General features: G+C 50.7%; 20 protein-coding genes. 7 read left to right on the forward strand and 13 right to left on the reverse strand.

Annotation, left to right across the window (positions count from 1 at the left end; genetic code table 11):
* Positions 1-93 precede the first annotated feature (93 nt).
* From ACYVIY_RS28275 to msrA, 3 genes are all read right to left on the reverse strand, one after another.
* Positions 94-1,122 (reverse strand): hypothetical protein, encoded by a 1,029-nt coding sequence (locus ACYVIY_RS28275; protein ID WP_460980025.1) that lies wholly within the window; start codon positions 1,120-1,122, stop codon positions 94-96.
* A 119-nt stretch (positions 1,123-1,241) separates the two neighbouring features.
* On the reverse strand, positions 1,242-1,952 hold the full coding sequence (locus ACYVIY_RS28280) for a hypothetical protein (RefSeq protein WP_460980026.1): 711 nt from the start codon (positions 1,950-1,952) through the stop codon (positions 1,242-1,244).
* A 227-nt stretch (positions 1,953-2,179) separates the two neighbouring features.
* Positions 2,180-2,860 (reverse strand): peptide-methionine (S)-S-oxide reductase MsrA, encoded by a 681-nt coding sequence (gene msrA / locus ACYVIY_RS28285; RefSeq protein ID WP_460980027.1) that lies wholly within the window; start codon positions 2,858-2,860, stop codon positions 2,180-2,182.
* A gap of 161 nt (positions 2,861-3,021) precedes the next feature.
* Between msrA and ACYVIY_RS28290 the strand changes: the two genes are divergently transcribed.
* On the forward strand, positions 3,022-4,116 hold the full coding sequence (locus ACYVIY_RS28290; protein ID WP_460980028.1) for an SMP-30/gluconolactonase/LRE family protein: 1,095 nt from the start codon (positions 3,022-3,024) through the stop codon (positions 4,114-4,116).
* A 444-nt stretch (positions 4,117-4,560) separates the two neighbouring features.
* Complete coding sequence (locus ACYVIY_RS28295; RefSeq protein WP_460980029.1) at positions 4,561-5,607, forward strand: sensor histidine kinase; 1,047 nt, start codon at positions 4,561-4,563, stop codon at positions 5,605-5,607.
* Between the two features lie 82 nt (positions 5,608-5,689).
* On the opposite strand, the gene ACYVIY_RS28300 is transcribed toward ACYVIY_RS28295, so the two are convergent.
* Complete coding sequence (locus ACYVIY_RS28300; RefSeq protein ID WP_460980030.1) at positions 5,690-6,103, reverse strand: PH domain-containing protein; 414 nt, start codon at positions 6,101-6,103, stop codon at positions 5,690-5,692.
* Positions 6,104-6,158: 55 nt separating this feature from the next.
* Positions 6,159-6,638, reverse strand: coding sequence for a GNAT family N-acetyltransferase (locus ACYVIY_RS28305; protein ID WP_460980031.1), 480 nt, complete (start codon positions 6,636-6,638; stop codon positions 6,159-6,161).
* A 215-nt stretch (positions 6,639-6,853) separates the two neighbouring features.
* Here ACYVIY_RS28305 and ACYVIY_RS28310 point away from each other — a divergent pair, with 215 nt between their 5' ends.
* Together ACYVIY_RS28310 and ACYVIY_RS28315 are read left to right on the forward strand one after the other, a co-directional pair.
* Positions 6,854-7,450, forward strand: coding sequence for a MiaE family protein (locus tag ACYVIY_RS28310; RefSeq protein WP_460980032.1), 597 nt, complete (start codon positions 6,854-6,856; stop codon positions 7,448-7,450).
* Positions 7,451-7,548: 98 nt separating this feature from the next.
* Positions 7,549-10,590 (forward strand): PD-(D/E)XK nuclease family protein, encoded by a 3,042-nt coding sequence (locus ACYVIY_RS28315; RefSeq protein ID WP_460980033.1) that lies wholly within the window; start codon positions 7,549-7,551, stop codon positions 10,588-10,590.
* Between the two features lie 294 nt (positions 10,591-10,884).
* Here ACYVIY_RS28315 and ACYVIY_RS28320 read toward each other — a convergent pair whose 3' ends face one another.
* From ACYVIY_RS28320 to ACYVIY_RS28355, 8 genes are all read right to left on the reverse strand, one after another.
* Positions 10,885-13,569, reverse strand: a complete 2,685-nt coding sequence (locus ACYVIY_RS28320) for a TonB-dependent receptor (RefSeq protein ID WP_460980034.1) — start codon at positions 13,567-13,569, stop codon at positions 10,885-10,887.
* A 674-nt stretch (positions 13,570-14,243) separates the two neighbouring features.
* Positions 14,244-14,645, reverse strand: coding sequence for a hypothetical protein (locus ACYVIY_RS28325; protein WP_460980035.1), 402 nt, complete (start codon positions 14,643-14,645; stop codon positions 14,244-14,246).
* A 43-nt stretch (positions 14,646-14,688) separates the two neighbouring features.
* On the reverse strand, positions 14,689-15,708 hold the full coding sequence (locus tag ACYVIY_RS28330) for an AI-2E family transporter (protein ID WP_460980036.1): 1,020 nt from the start codon (positions 15,706-15,708) through the stop codon (positions 14,689-14,691).
* Between the two features lie 26 nt (positions 15,709-15,734).
* On the reverse strand, positions 15,735-16,286 hold the full coding sequence (locus ACYVIY_RS28335) for a DUF421 domain-containing protein (RefSeq protein WP_460980037.1): 552 nt from the start codon (positions 16,284-16,286) through the stop codon (positions 15,735-15,737).
* Positions 16,283-17,257 carry a mechanosensitive ion channel family protein gene (locus ACYVIY_RS28340; RefSeq protein WP_460980038.1) on the reverse strand — a complete coding sequence of 325 codons (975 nt, stop codon included), beginning with the start codon at positions 17,255-17,257 and terminating at the stop codon, positions 16,283-16,285. The genes ACYVIY_RS28335 and ACYVIY_RS28340 overlap by 4 nt, the downstream gene beginning before the upstream one ends.
* Before the next feature lie 353 nt (positions 17,258-17,610).
* Complete coding sequence (locus ACYVIY_RS28345) at positions 17,611-18,165, reverse strand: hypothetical protein (protein WP_460980039.1); 555 nt, start codon at positions 18,163-18,165, stop codon at positions 17,611-17,613.
* 151 nt (positions 18,166-18,316) lie between these two features.
* On the reverse strand, positions 18,317-19,648 hold the full coding sequence (locus ACYVIY_RS28350; protein ID WP_460980040.1) for a DUF2254 domain-containing protein: 1,332 nt from the start codon (positions 19,646-19,648) through the stop codon (positions 18,317-18,319).
* A gap of 25 nt (positions 19,649-19,673) precedes the next feature.
* On the reverse strand, positions 19,674-20,249 hold the full coding sequence (locus tag ACYVIY_RS28355; RefSeq protein WP_460980042.1) for a fasciclin domain-containing protein: 576 nt from the start codon (positions 20,247-20,249) through the stop codon (positions 19,674-19,676).
* 232 nt (positions 20,250-20,481) lie between these two features.
* Between ACYVIY_RS28355 and ACYVIY_RS28360 the strand changes: the two genes are divergently transcribed.
* Genes ACYVIY_RS28360 through ACYVIY_RS28370 form a run of 3 tightly spaced genes read left to right on the forward strand, consistent with a single transcriptional unit; the run spans position 20,482 to position 21,718 of the window.
* Positions 20,482-21,189 carry a universal stress protein gene (locus tag ACYVIY_RS28360; protein ID WP_460980044.1) on the forward strand — a complete coding sequence of 236 codons (708 nt, stop codon included), beginning with the start codon at positions 20,482-20,484 and terminating at the stop codon, positions 21,187-21,189.
* On the forward strand, positions 21,171-21,401 hold the full coding sequence (locus tag ACYVIY_RS28365) for an adenine nucleotide alpha hydrolase family protein (RefSeq protein WP_460980045.1): 231 nt from the start codon (positions 21,171-21,173) through the stop codon (positions 21,399-21,401). The genes ACYVIY_RS28360 and ACYVIY_RS28365 overlap by 19 nt, the downstream gene beginning before the upstream one ends.
* Positions 21,402-21,436: 35 nt before the next feature.
* Complete coding sequence (locus ACYVIY_RS28370) at positions 21,437-21,718, forward strand: hypothetical protein (protein WP_460980046.1); 282 nt, start codon at positions 21,437-21,439, stop codon at positions 21,716-21,718.
* Positions 21,719-21,801: the final 83 nt, after the last annotated feature.

Below are 21,801 nucleotides of genomic sequence, written 5' to 3' on the forward strand. Positions count from 1 at the left end.
TTGAAGTTGTATAGTTAAAGAGTTGTAAGGTTGTAAAGTTGAACAGCTATAGAAGGTAAACTTTACAACTCTATAACTGTACAACTCTAGAACTTAATCCAGAAGGTTACGATAACCTGCGTCTTTGGATGGGTTGATCTGGCCGGGAATGGGAGCCGAAATCGGATTGGCACTGGGCGCGTCGAGCTGTACCATCTTGAACTCCCCTTTGTTATAGGCCTCCAGCAGAGCCTCCCCTTTATCGGACAGGATACCGTTCTGAATATCGACGCCGTTAATAAAATCCATTGACAGGTCCATGGCCCGCTTCATTTCGCCTAATTTCTGGCTCATGTCGTCCTGAATGTATTCCATCGACTGATCGAAATAGAAGCGCTTGTCGGGGTCGCCTTTGAAGATGCTGACGGCGGTTTTTAGGGCATTCGAGCTTTCTTTAACGATCTTATATTCTGTTTCCTTCAGGCGAACCTTGATTTCGGTTTCCTTGATGATGTAATCGGCGCTTTGGTTGACCTTTTCCATGAACGCCAGCACCGTTTTCATGTTCCGCTGCAGGGGGAAGAGTTTTTCGTTCATCTCCTGCAAACCCGCGCCCTCGATGGTTGCCAGTTGCGCCGATTCGCGCATGCCGGGTCGGTCGCTGAGGGAGTTCGCTTTGTTGGCTTCGGCGAATTTTTGCTTAATAAGCTCGTTGTTTTCATTAATCTTTTTATTCAACTTCACCAGTTGCCCCGCCAGCGTGTCAATCTGCCCCTGCATCTTCTGCCGCTTCTCCTTCAGATCATCCACGTAGATCTTCATGATCGCGATCGGATTCAACTGGATTACCGTACCCGTAATGCTGCGCATCAGCGATTTGAACAGGAAGAACACGGCCGTGCGCACGTCGCGGCTGGTGATCAGGAAGATGATAACGCCCAGTACGCCGAGGAGCAGTGCCAGTTCGAGCACGTTGGACGTAGCCCGAATCAGAAATTCAATAATCCGGTTGAAGTATACCAGGCCCAGACCAGCCACACCGGCCAGCACAATCATGCCCAGAATACCTTCGGGACGGTTCCAGAACGAACGCTTCTCTACGTCGGTCTTACCGCCAATTTGTGAAAAATCAGGTGTTGCCATTGATAAGAAGTTATATAGTTTAGGGTTGTAGCGTTGTAAAGTTGGTTGCATATAGAGTCTGACTGGGCTCACCCACGCGGAACAAACTAGACAACTCGAAAACGCTACAACGTTGTAACTTACTTTAGGTACTGGGTTAGTTTGGCGATATCGCCTTTAATCTGATCCGTAAAGTGCGCAAACGTTACGTCGTAATTCTGCCGGTTTTGCTGGATTTTGGCACTTTGCTCCGTTACCTCACCTCCAATTGCGGACAGCCGGTCGTTGTTGGCGTCGATCTTCTGCTGAATCTCAACCAACTGTTTGGCTAAGGCCTGATTTTCGGTTTCCAGCCGCTTCTGCTCATTTTGGAGGCCACCAACCCGTTCGGCCAGGGCGGCTTCCACACTTCTGGTAAAGCCATCCCGATCTTTGTTCAGAGCCGCAATGTACTGATTCGCCGTGTTCGTCAGTACCGATACGTCGGCCGGTCCACCCAGCGCCTTGAAGCTGGCCCAGGCCGCCTGAAACTGCTTGTCTTCCGATAAGCCAAGGCTGCTCAAACTACGTAACGTTTCGCGGAACTCGAAATAATCAGGCCCGGGCGGATTGTTCTGAGCCAGTACGTTCGCGAAATGTTCGGCGAATTTCTGGTCCAGAGCCCCCGATGTCGGTACCGCTGGTGCTGCCGGTCGCGATTCGGTAGGCGCAGGCGGAACAACGGGCGGACGCGGACCGGTGGGGGCAGGAGCCCCCGCGGGCGGGCTGCCAGCGGCAACCGTTCCGGCTTCCTCATCTTTGATGAAAAAGCCCAGGATTTTACGGCCAATCGATTTGTCAGGTTCGGGCATGTGTGTCAGTCGTTAGTGAAAGACTGAGCAATGTTACAAGGTTCGTCGCAAATGGTCAACAGCCATTTAAGCCGAACGGTTACCGGACTTGACAAATTGCTCTAGAACGGGCCGAATGAATACCCAAACGTATTAATAAACGGTCAGTATACCCGCAGCAAAAGAAACCGAAGCAGGCAATCGGTTTACCCAGTCTGGCCTGGATACGGGCGCTGTTTCTGAGGCTTCTACTCGTTTCCTTCTTTCAGGAAATCGCTCATTCGCTCCTGAAACTTCTCGACTTTAGGCTTCGAGACCACGCGCACGTACAGCTCATTGGGGTGCTGGCGGTAATAGTTCTGATGATACACTTCGGCCGGATAAAACGCCTGAAAAGGAGCCACCTCAGTTACGATCGGGTCCTGATGGTGGCCCGATGCTCGCTCACGTCGAACGGCCGCTTCAATCCGGGCTTTTTCCTGAGGGGTGCGGTAAAATGCCATGGATCGGTAGTGTCGGCCGACATCCGGCCCCTGCCGATTGAGCGTAGTAGCATCGTGAGCCGCGAAAAAAGCGTCGAGCAACGTATCAAACGAAATCAGCTTAGGATCGTAATACACCTGTACGGACTCGGCGTGCCCCGTCTGGTCGGTGCCGACCTGCTCATAAGTTGGGTTTTCCAGATCGCCACCCGCGTAGCCTGACACCACAATACGAACCCCTTTCAGCGATTCAAGGGCTTCGTCGAGGCTCCAGAAACAGCCTCCGGCAAACGTAGCGACTGCTTCGCCGGGTTTGGAAAGCGGAAGTTGAGCCGGGCGAATGTCTTGCGGAGCACTCGTTGAAGCAGGTGCAGTTTGATTACAGCTCGTGAAGAGGAACGTACCTACCAGCAAGCCAGCAAGGGACAGAAAACAGTTCGAACGCATAACAAAGAGAGTTGCTGGTTTATGAACAGATAAACTAGCACTTGAATTCCGGTAATGTCCGCTCAGTCATTTTTCGGGATATATCAACCAGCTATTGGCTCCATTGTAAACAAAATACCTGCTAAAGTCTATTAGTTGAGTAGATATAAAACTCAGCGACGATGAAAACAACATACGGGCCCGGGTTGGCCCTGATACTGGGGCTATTCAGCCTGACGGGTTGTAAAGATGATAATGCGGATGCTACGGTTCCGGGCGTTGCGCTTACAGAGGTAGCTACCTCAAGGGTGCAGTGGACCGGCGTCGCGATTGCCAGAGACGGGCGTGTGTTTGCCAACTTCCCGCGTATGGAGACCGACACCATTCCCTATTCGGTGGCTTATGTAACGGGCGATCAGGCGACTCCCTTTCCGAATGCCGACTGGAATACGTGGAACCCGTCGTTATCGCCACAGGATCATTTCATCTGCGTGCAGAGCGTTTACATGGACGATCAAAACAATTTATGGGTACTGGATGCGGCATCGCCCCAGATGCGCGGAGTGGTAAAGGGAGGTTCCAAACTAATCAAGTTTAATCCGGCAACGGGCCAACTGCTTCAGCGGATTGTGTTTGACGACGAGATGGTGGTTTATCCGGGCAGCTACCTGAATGATGTCCGGGTGGATACGCAAAAAAACGTTGCCTACATCACCGACTCCAATCAGGGTGCCATTATCGTCGTTAATCTGGCATCCGGGAAAGCCCGGCGTGTGCTGAGTCAGAGCCCCACCACAAAGTCGGAGGGCGTAGTGATTCAGGCCGAAGGGCGCGTCTGGCGAAATCAGGCCGGTAAAGTGCCCTCCGTCGATGCCGATGGCATTGGTCTGACGCCCCAGCGGGATTACGTCTATTTCCACGCGACAACCGGCCGGACCTTGTACCGGATTGCTACGGCTGCCTTGCAGGACGAAAGTTTAACCCCCAGCCAACTGAATCAGCGCGTTGAGACGGTTAAGGAAACGGACCCTACGGACGGGATGCTGTTCGACCCAAATGGGAATCTGTATCTCACCTACATTCAGCAGAATGCCGTTGCGCGACTGACGCCCAGCGGGGAGTTGCAGCGCTTAGTGCAGGACAGCCAGCTAAAATGGCCGGATAGCTACGCCTACGGTCCGGATGGTGCGCTGTACGTAACGACCTCCCAACTCCACATTCCACGACTGGAACGCACGGAGCCGTATCGAATCTTTAAGTTTACCGTACCGCAATAAAGCCACAAAGGGTTTATGAGTAAAGCCCCTGTTAATACGTATTGGTTTACGTATTAACAGGGGCTTTTGACGCTAGGCGTACGTACCGTTCTCGAAAAGATATATCGGTTCATGGCCAAAAAATACCGTTTCATCCTTTATTTTTCTCAATTGATGTAGGCTGGCCCCTGTCGAACGAAAAGGCGGGTGTAGCTTGTGAGAGCAAGACCCCGCCTGGTCAGTAAACAACAGCTCAACGGAACATACGGACGGGTACAAAAGTCATCTATAGCCGGTTGATCCGATGGATCACACCTGCCCGCGGTTACAGGAAACGGCTAATTTCCGTACTTTTACCCTACAGCCGCGGACACACGACAAGGGAATCGCCTGACGATTAATCCAACGTCCGCCTAAACCCGTTATAAGGATGACGGAGTAAGCCTCGAATGAAACGGTGATAAAATGCAGCGGTTGAACGACAAATGGATGCGCATTTTAGGAGTGCCCGTACTGTCGCTACTGGGTCAGTGGATGATGTATGGCTACACCAACGTACCGTATCCCGACGACTGGCGCATTCCGATTTTCTTCGTGCTGGGCACGGTGGCCGTCTGGGAAACAAACCGCTGGGGAATCATCTTATCCCGCCGGAAGTATCCCGAACTCACCCAAACCCGCCAGCGCGTTCTGTTCCAGCTCATCTGGTTTGTGGCCTGTTCCAGCGCTATTCGAATTACCCAAACCTTCATTTATCATCAAATCGGTCTTTGGCCCTCAGAAGACTACCTCTTATTCAAACCTTATTTTTTCAATACGCTCGTGTCGGTAGTTGGCACGGTTCAGATTGCCGCGTATTATGAAGGCGTTTATCTCTACCAGCGTTGGAAGGTTTCGTTTACCGAAGCCCAGGATCTGAAAAAAACGAACCTGCAAAGTCAGCTCGAATCCCTGAAAACGCAGATCAATCCGCATTTTCTGTTTAATAATCTCAACTCGCTCTCGTCGCTAATTACGAGTGATGCTGAGCAGGCCGAACGGTTTCTGGATGAATTATCGTCGGTGTATAGGTACCTGCTTCAGCAGAACAACCGCGATCTTTGCCCGCTTACCGACGAATTGAACTTCATTCAGGCGTATTTCCACCTGATCAAAACGCGCTACGGTAGTGGGATCTTCATGGAGACCGACATCGATCCCAAGTACATGGCCTACATGATTGCCCCGCTTACGCTCCAAATCCTGTTCGAGAACGCCATTAAGCACAATATTATCTCGGCTAAGCGCCCACTGGTGATCAAACTGTACACGCGGGAGGGAAATCTGTACGTGGAGAACAACCTTCAGGTAAAGAAGCAGTCGGTACCTTCTAATCAGATCGGTTTGCAGAACATCATGATGAAGTACAAGCTGCTCAACCACTCCTCCATTGACGTCATCCACGGCGAGGACAACTTTCTGGTACGTATCCCCCTGATTTCGCCTACCGTAGAGGTGCTTTACGTAATCTAGTACCGCCCAACGATCGCATTGTTGTTCCACAAGAAAGAGCGTGAGTCCTGGTATTGTAATGGAGTAGCTTGCCTAGCTTTCGTTACTTATCTTTTAGTTGAAGTTCAATAGTGGGGTTTACTTTTTTCAACTCATTAATGAATTCGATTTTGTCCTGCGGTGAAAGTAGTACACTGTCGAATCGGTTATAAATTACTTCGATTCGGTCAAGAGAAAGGGCTGGCGAACTGATCGGGTTACAGGTTTCGATAATTTTCCTGATTGAGCCGATCTCCACGGATTTATTGAAAAGTAAACCAGACGTTATGCGTAAGGTGTGGCTATCAATCGTATAGCGGGTCGTTGCAAACAGGTGTATTATGAAGAACATAATGAGCCCAATAATACCTACACCTGGCCAGATTCCTTTATACAGCATAAAACCGCCTACGCCAATTAACAGGATAGACAATGGAATCGTTAGCTCAAGCCCTATCTTCGATTTATATGACGTCATCTTTGATTTACCATGAAGTTGTTGCGTGAAATACTGATTCGTTTCCGCGTAGGGATTATAGTTTTTTAAAGTATCTGGCAACTGGAAGTAGTTTGAAGCCAAGCTTCTCGTATGTGTTACGTGCCGGAGCATGACCAGGATCAGCGCCCGTTTCAACCATCGCTATCAACACGCCTGCTGTTTTCATCCAGTCCAGCGTGTTTTCCATCAAAGACTTACCAATACCTCGGAGTTGGTAAGCTGGGTCAACCGCAATCATATAGATTTCGCCCATGTTGCTATCTGCGTGAATTTTTACCGCTACGAAGCTCACAACCTCTTCGGCGTCAGTGGCTACCCACACCTTCACATCCGCAGCCTTACAGGTTGCCTCAACCGCTTCCTGCTGACTCACTTGCCAATCGTTGGGATAAAATTGCTGGTAGAGTTCGGGGTCGATTACCTTCTCGAGCGAATCAAAGACCGGCTCCCAGGCTCTAAGCGAAAGGTCAATAATCGCGTTTAGGTGGGAAGATTTATAGGGTTCAATGTGCATACGGGCTCTTTTATAAGGGAATAGGATAGGCTTAAAGATAAAGATAATCGTACAACCCAACGTATTGATGAAAGAACAAGGCAGTTGTCGATTGCTTAGTTCTAAGAAGGGAGGCTAAAAGAGACAGGCACTGGGCAACAATCACCGTGTCGCGATACGTATCGTGGCTGACAAATGGTAAATTTGTTGCTTCGTATACCTGAAATTCACAGACTATGTCGCTTACTACATTAGGTCTTGAACTACCCACCGACCCACGCTGGGTTAACATCGCCGAAATGAATATTGGTGATATTCTGATTGATCATGCTTACTGCGAACAAAAGGCGGCTTCGTCCTGCATTTCGCTGATTGTGAGTTATTCGGATAAAGAAGAGTTGGTGGAGGTTCTTACGCCCGTTGTTGCCGAGGAATGGGGGCATTTTCAGCGCGTACTTAAAGAGCTTCGCAAACGGAACATTCCGCTGGGACGACAACGTAAAGACGAATACGTCAATCAGTTACGGAGCCGGTTACGGCGGTCGATCGGCGATTCGAACGAGCAGCTGATGGATAACCTGCTCATTAATGCCTTGATCGAAGCCCGGAGCTGCGAACGCTTTAAGCTGCTCTCGGAGTCGATTGCCGACGAAAGCCTGCGCAAATTTTACCGCGAACTGATGATCTCGGAAGCGGGGCACTACCGCAATTTCATCGAGCTGGCCGAAACGTACCTGCCAGCCGACCGCGTGCGCGAGCGGTGGAAAGAGTTTCTGGCCGTAGAAGCCGACATTATGGCGAATCTGGCCGTTCGTGGTGATCGGATGCACTGAACTAGTTCGCCCAGGAACCGGTTCAGTGGGTCACAATACGTATCTTTACGGACAGGCGCGTCGCTAACAGACTAACGCGATTGCCTTCCCCGCACTCAATGACTTTTCTTCGGCAAACTGCTCAGCATATATTCGACACCCACGGCCCCAGTCTCCACGATGTTTGGGTGATTCTGCCCACGCGCCGGGCGGTGTCGGTATTCCTCGATGAGTTGGCCGCTCTGTCGGATCGCCCGTTTCTGGCCCCGCACGCGCTGGCCGTCGACGATTTTATCACCCGTGCTGCCGGAGTACAGCTTATTGACTCGGTCAGTCTGCTCTTTGAACTGTACGAGATCTTCAAAGAAATTGATCCGCTCGTCGAATTCGAACAGTTTGTAGGCTGGGCGTCGGTTCTCCTGGCTGACTTCGACCGCATTGATCAATACCTCGTTAATCCGCACGAACTGTTCAGCTACCTGACGGCCGCCAAAGCCCTCGAACGCTGGCAGGTCGATCAGCCTGCTTCGGCCCGGCCGATTGCCGAAACGCCCGGTACGTCCCGGTATTTTAAGCTGTTCGAGAACCTGCATACGGCTTATCATGCCCTGCACCAACGCCTGAACGAACAGGGGCTGGCGTACCGGGGCATGGCCTACAGACTGCTGGCGCAACAGGTAGAGTCGCTGATTCGCGACAATCTGGCCTACGAGCGGGTTTATTTTGTGGGCTTCAACGCCCTGAGCCGTGCCGAGGAGCACGTCATCCGCGTGTTGGTAGAAGCCCAGAAAGCCGAGCTGATCTGGGATGCCGACCACTATTATTTGAACGATTACCGCCAGGAAGCCGGTGATTTTCTACGTCGGTACCGCGACAACGGCTGGTTTCTCTCCAAACAGAACCGCCAGGACGTAACGAATGACCTGATCGGCACCGAAAAAAACATCCGCATTGTGGGCGTACCCAACGCCAGTATGCAGGCCAAAGTAGCCGGGAAGATCTATCAGGAGTGGGGTATTACCCCCCCAGCTCCCCCTACGAGGGGGGGAGTTGGTGACGCAGAGCCCACGGAGCTTTCGACTCCCCCCCTCGTAGGGGGGGCAAGGGGGGGTAAAACCGCCATCGTGCTAGCTGACGAAACGCTACTGGTGCCGGTGTTGTATGCGCTGGATGAGAGCGTAACGAACCTGAACGTTACTATGGGTTTGTCGCTGCGCAGTTCGCTGCTGTTTACACTGGTCGATACGTTGTTTGAGATGCAGCGAACGGTGCACGAGTTTCGTACCAAAGACGGTCGGAATGTGCGGATTCCTAAGTTTCACCATCGCCACGTCGTTAAGGTACTTAATCACCCGTTCATTAAGCAATACGAGCGGATTCGGGAGCTGAAGTGGCCCGGTCAGCAGCTCGATACGGGCGAGATACTACCGCCCGAACCGCTCTTCCAGTGGATTGCCAAAGTAATTGTAAAAGAGCAGCGTGTCTACCTGACCGAATCGGATCTGCGTGAATTGGGGCAGGACGATCCGCTGGTTCGGGTACTGTTTTCCCGCTGGCCCAACGAAGACCCGATGCGGGCTATCCGGGCGTTCTACGACATGATCGAGCTCCTGCGCGACGTCTATCGAAGCAGTCAGGACGCCATCGAGATCGAATATCTATACCTGTTTTTTACTCTGCTGAAGCAGCTCGAATCGACGCTGGAGCGGCAGGCTGCCTCGGTAAACAGTACGCCTGTAACGGTGAAAAGTTTCCGGCAGTTTCTCTACGAACTGATCCGGCAAACGAGTATTCCGTTCACCAGCGAAGGAAAAAGCCAGTTACAGGTCATGGGGATGCTCGAAACGCGGGCGCTTGATTTCGACCGGGTGATCATTCTATCGGTAAACGAAGGGATTCTGCCGCAGTCGCGTCGGCTGAACTCGCTGATTCCCTTTGATATTGCTTCGGAATTAAACCTGCCGACGTATCGGGAGCAGGAGGCCGTCATGGCGTATCACTTCTACCGACTGCTCCAGCGCGCCAGCGACATCGTGCTGCTGTATACGACGTCTACCGATGCATACGGAAACAGTAAAGGCGAACCCAGCCGCTTCATTCGCCAGCTTGAACATGAACTGGCTCCACACTCGAACGGCTTAATCCGGATCAGTTACCCGACCGTACGCTTTGGTAAATCGGAAACCCAGAAGGTAGCCGATGTAACGGATTTACAGGTGCCCAAAACTGAGTCGATTCGTGATGCACTGGTGCGTTTACTGACCACAAGGGGCTTATACCCGTCGTATCTGAATCAGTACGTCAGTTGTTCGATGCGGTTTTACTTCAGCCGGATTGTGAACATCAGCGAGGAGGAAGACATCGAAGAAAAAATGGGCGTGGCCGACTTCGGGAACTGGATGCACAAAGTCCTCGAACGACTCGACATCGACTACCGGCTACAGGGGCTTCCCGTCGACGAATCCATTATCAAGCAACTGCTGGAGGAGGAATTCGCTCTGACCATGAAAGGGCGGGTGATCGAGTCCGGTATGAACCTGCTGCTGTACGAACTGGCCCAGAAGCTGATGCTCGATTTTCAGCGGCAGCAGAGCCAGCTAAACGGACTTACGGTGATTGGGACCGAACAAACGCTGGAAACATACCTGCCGATACCACTCGAAGGACGTGAACCGTTACGTGTTCGGATTGCCGGAAAAATCGATAGGATTGAACGATACGGCGACAAAATCCGCATTGTCGATTATAAAACGGGTCGGGTTGATCTGCCCGACAAAACCCCTAAAGACCTGCGCGATAAGCTGCTGCTCGACGGCAAAGAAGATAAGATGCGACAGCTCTGGCTGTATCGCTACCTGGCGCTCAAGAACATCAGCGAGTACGGCGGACTGCCCCGCAACAAAGCCAAGACCGACGTTTATCCGGCCGCTGGCTTGCCCGTAGAAGCTGGATTCTACTCCTTCCGCGATTTAAACGGTGGATTTAAGACGAACCCGGTTTCGTTTGGGGCCGACGACAGTATGACCCAATACATCACCGATTCGGAAGATTTGTTGCGGGAAATTATTCAGAACATGCTGGATATCGAAAAACCCTTCAAGAAGACCGATCAACTCGAAACCTGCCAGTACTGCGATTACAAGGGTATTTGTGGGCGATAAGGCGCGGGTCAGTAAGCATACCCTTGTCGTGGCGGGATCCACTTACTGGTTCTGAGAAAAGCGGATTGGACTGCCGTTTCGAATGTGTCAACCCTTTTCTAACAGAGCTACTAATTTGCAGATAACGCTCTGGATTTTGGCTACTGGCCCGTAAGAGAGCCTTGTCAGCTAATACACTCAATGTATAAGGTAAACGTTCTTCATCTTCGTGGATAAGATGAGGTCATCATGAGCCGCCTTTACTTTGCCCGCTTTCATTATCAGCTCACCTGGCTACTTCTTTAGGGCGAATGCCTAATACTCAATGTCACCCGGTGAATTGTCGTTCTCCTGTTCTTCCTTCTGCCGGGTGGTTTCCTTCACGATCTTCCGATTCAGACGATAGGTGAACCCGATAAAACCAATCCGACTTTCGCGTTTCCCCAAGGTACTGGCGAGAAAGTTTGGCCCGAAACTATCGTTTTGAAACTGTAGTGTATTGAATATATCGCTGACCCGAAAATTAAGGGTTCCCCGCCCTTTGAGAATATCCTGTTTGATGCCAGCATCCACGTTGAAAAAGCTGTTGATCGTGCCCTGGGCCACAATGAAGGGCGATCGATAGTTGACCGCTACCTGGATGGCCGTTCCTCGTTTGGGGCGAAGGTCGGTCGTGATATGCCCTGTCCAGCTTCGATTGGTTCGGGTAAGTACGCCCGGCACATTGGCGCTGGCCTGAATGGAGCGTTGAAAAAACGTAAACGTACCATTTACTTTCCACCAGTCGGTAATGTCCTGATTGGCCACTACTTCCAGCCCGTAGTTCTGCGAACGATTTAAGTTCAGCGACGTTTGCTCAGTAATGCCGTCATTGCGCAGGGTCCGGTAACTGGTTATTTCGTTATTGGTCTGCCGAAAGAACAGCGAGGTATTAAGCGAGGTCGATTTTCCATTCCAGAGATAACTCATCTCAAATGAATTAATCAGTTCGGGGCTGAGCAGCGGATTCCCAAACCGGATATTCAGCGGGTCCGAGAGGTCAACAAACGGGTTGAGCGATCGAACGGAGGGGCGATTGATCCGTCGGGTATAATTGAGTTGTAGCTTCTGTTCCTGACTCAGGCTATAGTTAATGAATGCGCTGGGAAACAGATAGATGTAATCGCGCTGGTTTTGCTGTCCGGTTGTTCGCTGATCCGTCAGGATGGTTGTGTATTCGGTTCGCAGCCCCGCCTGGTAACTAAACTTTTTGAGTTCATTGCCAAAGTTGACGTAAGCCGCGCTGGTCTGTTCGTTGTAAATAAAATTATTACTGATGTTGGGATTCACTACCCAGCCATCGTCTAGCAGGTTCTCGAAAACGTAATCAGCACCCAGCCGACGATACGTATATTTCAAGCCTGTCTCCAGGCGTTGCTTCCGTTTCAGCGGCTCTATAAAGTCGGTCTGTAAGACGCCCACCCGGTTGTTCTGAAAATTACTGGCTCGTTGCCGGCCAATCAGAAAATTAGGAGTCAGCAAATTTTCGGGCAGGGTTGTCGAGTTGGTAAACAGTTGATTTTCCGTTCCCCGGTTGGTCGACAGGGTAGCGTCGAACGTTAACTCGCGTCCTTTTTTGGCAAAGTTCCGCCGGTAGCCAAAGGTGTAGTCCAGGCCGCGTTCAGGTTCCCGTTCCTCGGTCGAACGGCGGGTTATTCCCAGCGATTCCCGACGGGCATCCTGCGTATTGAAGACCTCAAACTCGGAGTCGTAACTGTATCGGGGTCGGTACAGGGTCGATAGGGTGATGTTATCGCGGTCGGATAAGGCATAATCAAAACCCAGGCGCAGGTTATTGCTGGCGTTCCGACGAATGGCATCATTCCGCTGGGATAAATAGCTTGTCGAGTCGACAAACAGGTTTTTTCGATCCGAAATGCGGTACTGGAACCGCCGGTAATCCCGAAAATTATAACTACCGAACAGATTAAGTTTTTTGAAACGGGCATTCAGGTTGACCGACGCGTTGTATTTGTCGCGGGTGCCTACATTAAGCTGTACGTTTCCGTTGACACCAGACGCCTGTTCTTTTTTAAGAATGATGTTAATAATTCCCGCAGCGCCGTCGGCATCGTAACGTGAAGACGGATTGGTGATGATTTCTACGCGTTCGATGTTACTGGCCGGAATCTGGTCCAGAATGGCCTGCCGGTCGAGGCCCGTCAAACCCGATGGCTTACCGTCGACCAGCACAATCACGTTGCTACTGCCCCGCAGGCTAAGCGTTCCGTCAACATCGACCGTTACCGAGGGTACGTTCTGCAAAATATCGATGGCTGACCCGCCTTGGGCAATCGGTAGCTGATCCGCATTAACAATTTTTCGGTCGAGCGAATATTCATAAGCCTGGCGCTGGCCCTGGACCACCACCTCCTGAAGCTGCGTTGAGGTTTCGGTAAGCAGGATGTCACCCAGGTTCACCGTTGCGCTGGACGTGCCGATTGTAATACGGGGTATGCGTTTGGGGGCATAGCCAAGACTTTGAACCAGCGCATAATAAGTACCGGGTGCCAGATTGCTGATGATAAAAAAGCCTTTCTCGTCAGTAAGACTACCGGTAACCGAACTGGAGTCACTGGTCCGGAACAGACCAATACTGGCAAAGGCAACGGCCTGGTTTTTGGTCGCCTGCTTAGCCATTAACCGGCCTTTCAGGGTCCCGATGGCTTCGCTGGCCTGTGTTGTATTGGCTCCACCCGGAGCCGTCTGCGTACTTTCTGATAAGGTGTTGGCGGTACCCGAAGGCAGGCTGAGCGATGAACGACCTGCCGCGTTGGGTTGGTCGGTGCTATCAGGTTGCAGTGTGGCTGACGGCGCTGTTGCGACAGGACGTGTTGTGTCCGGCTGCATGCCTAAGCCACGAAGTACAGATTCCGCGGCAGGGGCTGGTTGCTGTGCACTTACTTTACCGGGAAGAAGATTAGCAACGATAAGTATTAAGAATAAACGTATGGATTTCATTCGAAAAGAGTTGGATAAGATTCCAGGCCGATCCATCAGAGCGGGAACGAAATCCGTCTGAATGAAGCCTGCTGAATTTCTGATTTAGGTAAGAGTTGATCATAGCTTACTTACGAATAATAAAATGAAAGTTCAAAAAACTGTGTAGTTATTGGTTGATTAATAGGTATTTATCAAAGTTGCGATATTCATTTTAGAATCGGCTTAAGCTAATCTTAGAATCCCCTTAGAAGCAAGCAACACGTTGATGCTGTATTGATCCGGAACTTCTGATTGGTTAAAATCAGGACAGTTTGGGGGATGAAAAAAGCGGTGGTTCACCTGATTTGGGTGAACCACCGCTTTGCTTGTAGTTAACGCTCTGTTCGAACGCACTACGTTCAGTTATAGGCAGGCTTGTCGATATCCGGTTTGTCGTTCGGATTTCGATTCGGATTCATTACCCGAACGTTTTCTCCGGGCTCGTCCGGCCCATCCATGTATTTATCTTCCAAGTCATCCTTTGGTAGAGTCGGTACATCCTCCTTCGGTACTTCGCTGCCTACGCCACTGTGCCCTTCGGCCGACTGATTTTCCAGTCCATCGGGCGAAATGGCTTTCTTCGCCGGATAATGTCTTCCCGGTCTTCGCTTTCCATAATGATCTAAAGGTTAAATCTGATTGTGTTGCTTTCGTTATTTTTCGGTTGTCAGGATTGTTTGACCCGCTGGGTAAAGGATATTCGCATTGTCTTCAGCCGTGATAAAAACCTCTACGGGTTTGGCAACGGATGTCGCGTTTAAGCTGGCCGCCAGCGATTTACCGGATGGACTTAGCTGGCCTAGTTTTTTAACCGAATTATCGTTCTGCTTCATCCAGACCAGGTATGTGGCTTTCGCAGGCGTCAGACTTTTGGATTCGGCCAGATTCCGAACCTGTACTTCCAGCGCATAATTCTCATTCTTATCTTTCTTTACGTTTATGCTTCCACTCGCTGCCGGAACCACAGATGAGTTGGTAAAGGACAATTTGGGCGTACACGCATTCAGCGCTACTGCGATGCATAAGCCTGTGGCTATTCGTTTGATTGTTTTCATTTCGTTGAGTTTTTTGTGATACATAAGTTAAGTTAAAAAGGAATCAGAGTTCCTGTTCCAGTCGGTCTTTTACGTAAAGTTCCTCGACAACAACCAGCAGTATGGCAATCAGCGGGGACGCAAATAAGACACCAATCAGGCCGACCAGAATCCCCAGCAGTACCTGCCCAAAGAGCAGAAGCGCGGGCGGTACAGAAACAAATCGCTTATCGAGCAAAGGCGTCAGAACGTACCCTTCCAGCGACTGCATCCCCATATACAGTGCGAAAACATAGATGACGTAATCGACACCCTGCGGTAAAGCGACCAGCAGGGCTGGTGCCATGGCGATGTAAGGGCCAAGATTTGGGATAAAGTTCAGTATCCCGGCCATGATGCCCAGCATGGCCAGCCCTGCTCCAGTCGCTACGCCCACCACCGTCATGGTGATGGAACGACTGATAAACCAGTTCTTGAGCGTCGTATAACATTGATCCATTACCCCCAGCAGCCGGTCCCGGTATTCAGGATTAAACAGCCGGACAAACCCCTTGCGATAACTGCTGGGGCTGAAAGCCAGGTAAATGCCCGTAATTATGACAATCAGAACGTTCACCAGTCCGCCGAGCGTTCCGGAAACGACACCCGTTACCTGCGACAGTACGCCCTTCCCCGAACCACCCGCTGATAGAAGCTGGCCAGGCTGCTCCGGAATTCCTTCCAGCATTTTTTTGCCCCATTCAGTTTGTGACAATTTCTGTTTAAGTCGATCGACCGACCGGGGCAAAGACTCCGTTAGCTGGTCGGCCTGTTCACTTACAGTGGGTGCTAACAGCCAGATACCCCCACCGATCAGGATGACGAACAGTACCAGAACCACCCCAACCGACCAACCATAGGGCAGGGATGTTTTGCGGTTAACGAAATGGCCTAGGCCACTAAGAACCACGGCAAACGTAATGCCGCCGAAGACCAGAAAGAAAAAACTGGCTGCATAGCCAATTAGCCAAAACAAAGCAGCAATCAGTAAACTGATAAAGGCGGCTGTAGCGACCCGACGAGAAAACGTAAACCTTCCTTCCATACTAAGTCTGGATTCTATGCGATGCATTACTCGCCAGCATCTGACCGCTGCACGTTTTGTAGACTGGTCGTCGGCTTTCCGCTGTTATCTTCAATCACCGTAAACGAACCATCAGTTTCCAGGACGACAGCCGTTACGTTGTCGGGACGAGAAGCGCCAGATCCGCGTATGGCGGCCAGAATTTCCTCTTCGTTGACGCGCTGTTGACGCATGGCCTGCTTCAGATATTGTCCCTGATGAAACAATAGGGTCGGTTCGTCTTTAATAAACCGTTTGAACCGGGGCCAGCGTACCGACAGCCACGCCACAACGTACTGTAAGCCAACCAGCAACGCCAGGGCGGTCAACCCATCCGCTACGCCGGTTTGCCGGGAAACGATAATGGTTGACAGCGTCGAGCCGAGCGCCACCGTCACGACCAGGTCAAACGCATTCATCTTTGAAAGCGTCCGTTTTCCTGAGATTTTCAGGATGGTCAGAAGCCCGGCGTAGGCCAGTACGCCCACTACTATAATCCGGCCGATGCTCTGCCAGCCCTTAAACAGCCAGTCGGTTAGTGTTGTCAGTTCATCTGTCATGCTTTCTGACCATCTGCGTTGGTAACGGTTTCACGTTTAGCGGGGGGGCGGGATAAAATGGCGGGGCCATCCGGCTGTTTTTCCAGTAGCACCACCGTATGCGGGAACGGCATATCAATACCGGCTTCATCGAGGGCCAGCTTGATACCGGTTACAACCTGGTCGCTGACTTTCAATGCGTTCGCCTGCTGGGACTCGACCCAGAAATAAACCGTCAGATTGACCGAAGAGCCCGCCAGCTCGGTAACGTATACCCAGGGAGCCGGCTCGTTCAATACGCCGTCGATTCCATCCAGTACGCCGTGAATTACGCTGCGCGCTTTTTCAATCGAATCCGGGTAACCAATGCCCACCACAAATTTTATTCGTCGCTTGTTGTAAGCCGTTCGGACCAGCACCGAACTGGTGTACACGTCGCCGTTGGGCAGAATGGCCCGTTCGCCATCATAAGTTTTCAGCCGGGTCGAGCGCATGTTAATTTCCTCAACGGTTCCCTCAAAATTATTGACCCTGATCTGATCGCCTACTTTGAAGGGCCGACGCCACAAAATCAGGATACCCGCAAAGAAATTCTGGAGAATATCTTTGAAGGCAAACCCAATGGCAACCGACGTAATGCCCAGACCCGCAATAATATCACCCGGCTTGAAAGAAGGAAATACAACGACGCAGGTGGCCAGGAAACCGATAATTGTAATCAGTGTACTAACAATCCGGCTGACAAGATTGGCCAGCGTATCGTCGATGGAATGGCTCTGAACTGCTACTTTGTTAATGACATTTTTGACACCTTTCCCCAGCATCCAGAACAGCAGAAATACGAACGCGCCAACAATAAGATACGGGAGCCGTTCAACAATTCCTTTTATGAAATCACGAACCGTATGCCAGAATAAAATTAAGGCATCATTGACGGTAAATGGAGGTTCGTTCACCTGTTGGGGCTGGAAAAAACTCCAGAGTAGCAGCATAACGTTAAGTGTAAATAAACTGTCCTGCTGATAGATCGATAAAGCAGACAGGACGAAATAAGCATGTAAATGCCAGCTCGAATCGGTATTCAGGTGGTCGTGATTTGCCAGCAACTATCCATCGCTGCTCTTTTACTAAACCTACATAAGTATCGTTGGTACATACACATGCGCAGTAGATACCCGGCTGATATTCTGCCGTTGGATAGAACCGAAAATGGATCGACTGATTTATTACGTCAAACGTAACGGTCTGTCTGGCGTCAACAGGGATCATCCGTTTACGCGACGGCAGCGTTACCGTAGCCAGTGTTAGGGGCTCGCTGGTGCGCTGCCCGAAACGGATTACTAGACTAGTCTGTTAGAATGGGCATCGGTCTGTAAAACATCACCAGCGTACCTAGCCGTTTGTTGGGGCCCGTAACTGGTGCCGACAGTTCATACGGTTTTTTATTGTTGAAATACACGTCCTCCTGCTGAAGCAGATAACCCGGAAAGCGGCTGGCAAATGCGATGCCCTGATTTTTCTTATTGGTTGAGATTGTGACCTTCCCGGCCGGATCAATCAGTAATACTTCCTGAACCCCCCGGTCTTTAACCAGTGTGTTGAAATACTCATTAATCTCACCTGGTTTGTTCTGTAGCATCGCGTTACGTACAGCCCAGACAAAGGTTTTCATTCCAAACATCAGTTGCTGGCGGTCGGTAATGAGTTGGTTTTCCTGTACAGTAGTCCGTAATTGACTACGCTGTTGCTCGGCTTCATTGGTCAACCGGATATTTCGGTAGAGCAGGTAGCCGATGCCCACTACTAGTAGCCCAATTACCCCGTACAGGATAAGCGTGAGTCGGGACGTAGTAGGCGAAGGCGTTATTGAACTGTGATTGGCATGTGTGTCGGCGGCCATGATTCAAGTAGTATAGTTAAGTATTTGCAGTCAGACGAGGCTGATAAATACTTAAACTCTCGAAAGATTAGGTAGAGCTTAAATAGTGCTTAGAATCTGGTTAGAAAGCAGGCGGGGGACAGATATACGTATTGATTTCAGACAACATCCCCTAAAACCAGGTCTTCATTAATTTGGAATATAATCCATACACCTGTTGCTTCTCGTAATCAGTGTCCAACGTCTGTTCAGCGTACTGGATGAGCATGTCGGCCTGTTCGCGCAGAATTGGCTTGCGGTCTTTGGCGCAAACAGCTTCGTTGACCAAAGCCAGCGCCCGCAGTAGCCGTCTCAGCACGGCATGATTTCCGTTTGCATTCAGACGTGGCAAGTCAAACGCCAGCCGGATATAATCATCAAAGTCGGCACTCCGCACCAGCACCCGTAAATGCTCACCATCTGAACGCAGCCGGGCCGGAAACTCGCGCTGGGCCAGTTGCTCACAGATCGCTCCAATATAGTCTACCGCCATGATCGCCGTCGTGGTGTCGTTGATGCCGGGCGAGAGGGCTTTCAGGGTTATATCCACAAGTTGCTGGATACCGAACGCTACGTCCTGCTCGACGTTCCGGTGCCGCCCAATGCTTACATAGTCCATCAGACTTTCTGGCCAGTCGGCCTGTTCGGGGTCAGCGCGTTCCATGCCGCTACGTACCGAAAACAGGACGGTACCTTGGCCCACAAAAGCGCCCATTTCTTTCTCAATACGTAACACAACTCGATTCCTGGTAGCCCACTTCAGCAGCCTTTCGGTATCAATGAGCTGTAGATAGCCTGATTGGTTCGTCTTAACCGGATACCAGCCGGTTTGCTCATCAGCGTAGCGGAGTGCTGCTTCCGCTTTCGTTGGATCGTCGATGGGTTCGCCGAACTGATCAGGAAATAAATCGACAATGGCCTTGCCGGTTTCGTGAAAAATATGTTGGACAATCGTACCCGTCTGGAGTGATTCGGCAATGTGGTGAATGAAATAGATCAGAGCTGAAACGCCACCCAGAGCCAGCACCAGCCCTGTCAATACAGCCGTGGAAGGAACAAACTTGACTTCATCGGTACCGCGAATGGTGCCCAGTACGATCAGGCAGTAAGCGAATACGCCCACAAAATAGCCCATCACCACCTGGTTGACCCGGTCGCGCATGAAGTTGCGTAACACGCGGGGCGAATACTGGCTGCTGACCTGCGAAATTGTGGACAGGGTCAGCGAAAAGGCTAGTGTTGCCACCGTCAGCATCGAACCGGCAATCGCGGACAGCATACCTCTTGCGCCGTCAGCACCGGTACCGAACAGTAGGGGAAAGCGCTTAGCCCCATTCCAGCTCGTGTGTGCGTCGAACTCCACTAAGCCATAAGCCAGCGCAAACGAAGCCAGCACCAGCAAGCCCGGCACAAACCAGAGAGATTCTTGAAGCTGCTGCCAGTATTGACGAATTTGAGTCGGCATGGAAAAACAAGCTTGACGTCTATCGTTAACGCACAATCGGCCCTTTGTTGACAACCCGCTGCAACACCCGGTTGATGGAGTAAACAACTCCATTTGTGGCACGGATGTCTGCCTGAACGACATCGGCTACCGTACCCCGCCCGTCTTTGATGGTTATGTCATTGCCCTGTTTGTGAACCACTAAGATTTGCCCGGCCAGGTTGGTGAGTGTCTGTCCATCTTTCAACTGATCCGAGGTGATTCTTCCTTTCACTACGTGATAAGCCAGAAACTGAACAAGTCGTTTTTTACTTGACGGCAACAGCAGTTCGTTTAGATCGCCATCCGGGAGTGTTAGGAATGCAGCGTTAGTTGGGGCAAATACGGTGTATGGCCCTTTGCCGTAAGCCTGTTTAAGCAAGCCTGACGCTTTGAGCAACTGAAGCAATGTGGTGTGGTTAGTTGATTGAGCCGCGCTGAGCCCCAGACTAGTGCCGGTTTTCACGCCACTGGCTTTTACATCAGTGGTCGCCGGACTACTGTGTTGAGCGGCTGCGGGATATGCCGGTAACAGTAATGCCAAACTGAAAAGGCTGACAATGAGTTGAAAATTGACTTTCATAACGAAGCGATGAGAACATTGTATTACAAGAAAACCGTAATTAACATCAGGTGTTCAGGAGTCGCCATCCACGCAGGTTCGCGCAAATTCACAAAGAGCACCGTTCACATCGCCGGGACAAAGAACTCTAAGCAAATTCTAAGGCGGGCTTAATCGCCCCTTAAGTTTAAATACCGTTTTTGTGATACTCAGGCTGCAATGCTTGGCAGGAGAAGGATAAAAATTAAGTCGTATGAATAGTCTGCTAATAGAGCGGGTACTTGTTTTCATTGATTTTACTGAAACATCGCTTAATGCCCTGGCCGTTGCCATTTCATTTTGCCGCCAGCACCAAACCGCGCTTCATTTATTAGGTGTATTACCGCCCGAAACAGTTGGTTTAGACCCAGCCACTAATTCAGGTTCGGCGTTGATGGACCATCACCTTATTCGGGAAGGAGAAACGATGATTCAGATGCTGGCTCAGGTAACAGCTCAGGAGCAGGGGATTTTGTGTTCAGGTAGTTACCAGACGGGTCTGGTTCATGAAGAAGTAAGCCGGATAGCTCGTGGGCTCAACGCTGAATTGATTATTATGGGTACGCGCGTCGGCTCAGGCTTTCAGGCTTACCGTACAAACAACGACGCGTATCAGGTTATTAAATCGGCACCCTGCCCGGTGCTGACGGTGCCCGACAATTACCAAGGGGCCACGTTCCATCGTATTCTTTTTCCGGTGCGTCCCATCCCCAATGCTATCGACAAATATGATTTTGCTCGAAAAATTATCCGTCGGGACAGCGTCGAATTGACCGTGTTGGCGCTTACCGTGCCTGACGAGGTCGTTAGTATAAACCAGTTGGAGGATGCACTTACCGATCTGGACAAAAGACTTACTCAGGATAAAGTTAAGAGCCAGATCGTATTCTGCCAACGGATACGATGGCTGAAACGGTCCTGAAGAAATCTGATGAATTGCAATCTGATTTGCTCGTTGTTACCGCCCGGCTTGCCACGACAAGTGATAACTTTTTCATCGGACCTTTCACCCAGCAGATCATTCACAATGCACTTATTCCCGTACTGGCAATACGACCTGAATCGTGCGTTGAACCGGAAAAACCCGTTTCACCAGAGAGACAGCCCGACGGACTGAAAGCTAACGATGACTGACTGTATAAAATCGCCGTTTTCAGCTGTACAATTTCATGAACCGAAGCCATACCGTAGCGGGCTACAATATGGGTCAGCCGACTGGCTTCTATAACTTAAATGCCTTGATTATGAACAAAAAAGCCTATATCCAGTGTATAGCCGACTGGGCCAGAAGCCACGGTTTTGTTGAGATAAAAGCCAACGCCGACGGCTATGAAAAACCGATTACGTACGACAGGCAACAAGATGGTCTATCGTTCACGCCGGATGTAACAGGCAAACAGTTCAACCAAAAGTCCTACTTTGAACTAGTTATTAAAACTGTCATGTCCTAGAATAGGTTTACAGCCCGCAACTGAGCTGTAACATGAACAAACGACAAAGAGCCGTACGAGAATACTTACTGGGTGGGTGCACC

The sequence above is a fragment of the Spirosoma knui genome (assembly GCF_054780635.1).

Excerpts from the sequence above, each read along its gene's own strand:
- ACYVIY_RS28275 (WP_460980025.1), bottom strand. The coding sequence starts at position 1,122 with ATGGCAACACCTGATTTTTCACAAATTGGCGGTAAGACCGACGTAGAG.
- ACYVIY_RS28280 (WP_460980026.1), bottom strand. The coding sequence starts at position 1,952 with ATGCCCGAACCTGACAAATCGATTGGCCGTAAAATCCTGGGCTTTTTC.
- msrA (WP_460980027.1), bottom strand. The coding sequence starts at position 2,860 with ATGCGTTCGAACTGTTTTCTGTCCCTTGCTGGCTTGCTGGTAGGTACG.
- ACYVIY_RS28290 (WP_460980028.1), top strand. The coding sequence starts at position 3,022 with ATGAAAACAACATACGGGCCCGGGTTGGCCCTGATACTGGGGCTATTC.
- ACYVIY_RS28295 (WP_460980029.1), top strand. The coding sequence starts at position 4,561 with ATGCAGCGGTTGAACGACAAATGGATGCGCATTTTAGGAGTGCCCGTA.
- ACYVIY_RS28300 (WP_460980030.1), bottom strand. The coding sequence starts at position 6,103 with ATGACGTCATATAAATCGAAGATAGGGCTTGAGCTAACGATTCCATTG.
- ACYVIY_RS28305 (WP_460980031.1), bottom strand. The coding sequence starts at position 6,638 with ATGCACATTGAACCCTATAAATCTTCCCACCTAAACGCGATTATTGAC.
- ACYVIY_RS28310 (WP_460980032.1), top strand. The coding sequence starts at position 6,854 with ATGTCGCTTACTACATTAGGTCTTGAACTACCCACCGACCCACGCTGG.
- ACYVIY_RS28315 (WP_460980033.1), top strand. The coding sequence starts at position 7,549 with ATGACTTTTCTTCGGCAAACTGCTCAGCATATATTCGACACCCACGGC.
- ACYVIY_RS28320 (WP_460980034.1), bottom strand. The coding sequence starts at position 13,569 with ATGAAATCCATACGTTTATTCTTAATACTTATCGTTGCTAATCTTCTT.
- ACYVIY_RS28325 (WP_460980035.1), bottom strand. The coding sequence starts at position 14,645 with ATGAAAACAATCAAACGAATAGCCACAGGCTTATGCATCGCAGTAGCG.
- ACYVIY_RS28330 (WP_460980036.1), bottom strand. The coding sequence starts at position 15,708 with ATGGAAGGAAGGTTTACGTTTTCTCGTCGGGTCGCTACAGCCGCCTTT.
- ACYVIY_RS28335 (WP_460980037.1), bottom strand. The coding sequence starts at position 16,286 with ATGACAGATGAACTGACAACACTAACCGACTGGCTGTTTAAGGGCTGG.
- ACYVIY_RS28340 (WP_460980038.1), bottom strand. The coding sequence starts at position 17,257 with ATGCTGCTACTCTGGAGTTTTTTCCAGCCCCAACAGGTGAACGAACCT.
- ACYVIY_RS28345 (WP_460980039.1), bottom strand. The coding sequence starts at position 18,165 with ATGGCCGCCGACACACATGCCAATCACAGTTCAATAACGCCTTCGCCT.
- ACYVIY_RS28350 (WP_460980040.1), bottom strand. The coding sequence starts at position 19,648 with ATGCCGACTCAAATTCGTCAATACTGGCAGCAGCTTCAAGAATCTCTC.
- ACYVIY_RS28355 (WP_460980042.1), bottom strand. The coding sequence starts at position 20,249 with ATGAAAGTCAATTTTCAACTCATTGTCAGCCTTTTCAGTTTGGCATTA.
- ACYVIY_RS28360 (WP_460980044.1), top strand. The coding sequence starts at position 20,482 with ATGAATAGTCTGCTAATAGAGCGGGTACTTGTTTTCATTGATTTTACT.
- ACYVIY_RS28365 (WP_460980045.1), top strand. The coding sequence starts at position 21,171 with ATGGCTGAAACGGTCCTGAAGAAATCTGATGAATTGCAATCTGATTTG.
- ACYVIY_RS28370 (WP_460980046.1), top strand. The coding sequence starts at position 21,437 with ATGAACCGAAGCCATACCGTAGCGGGCTACAATATGGGTCAGCCGACT.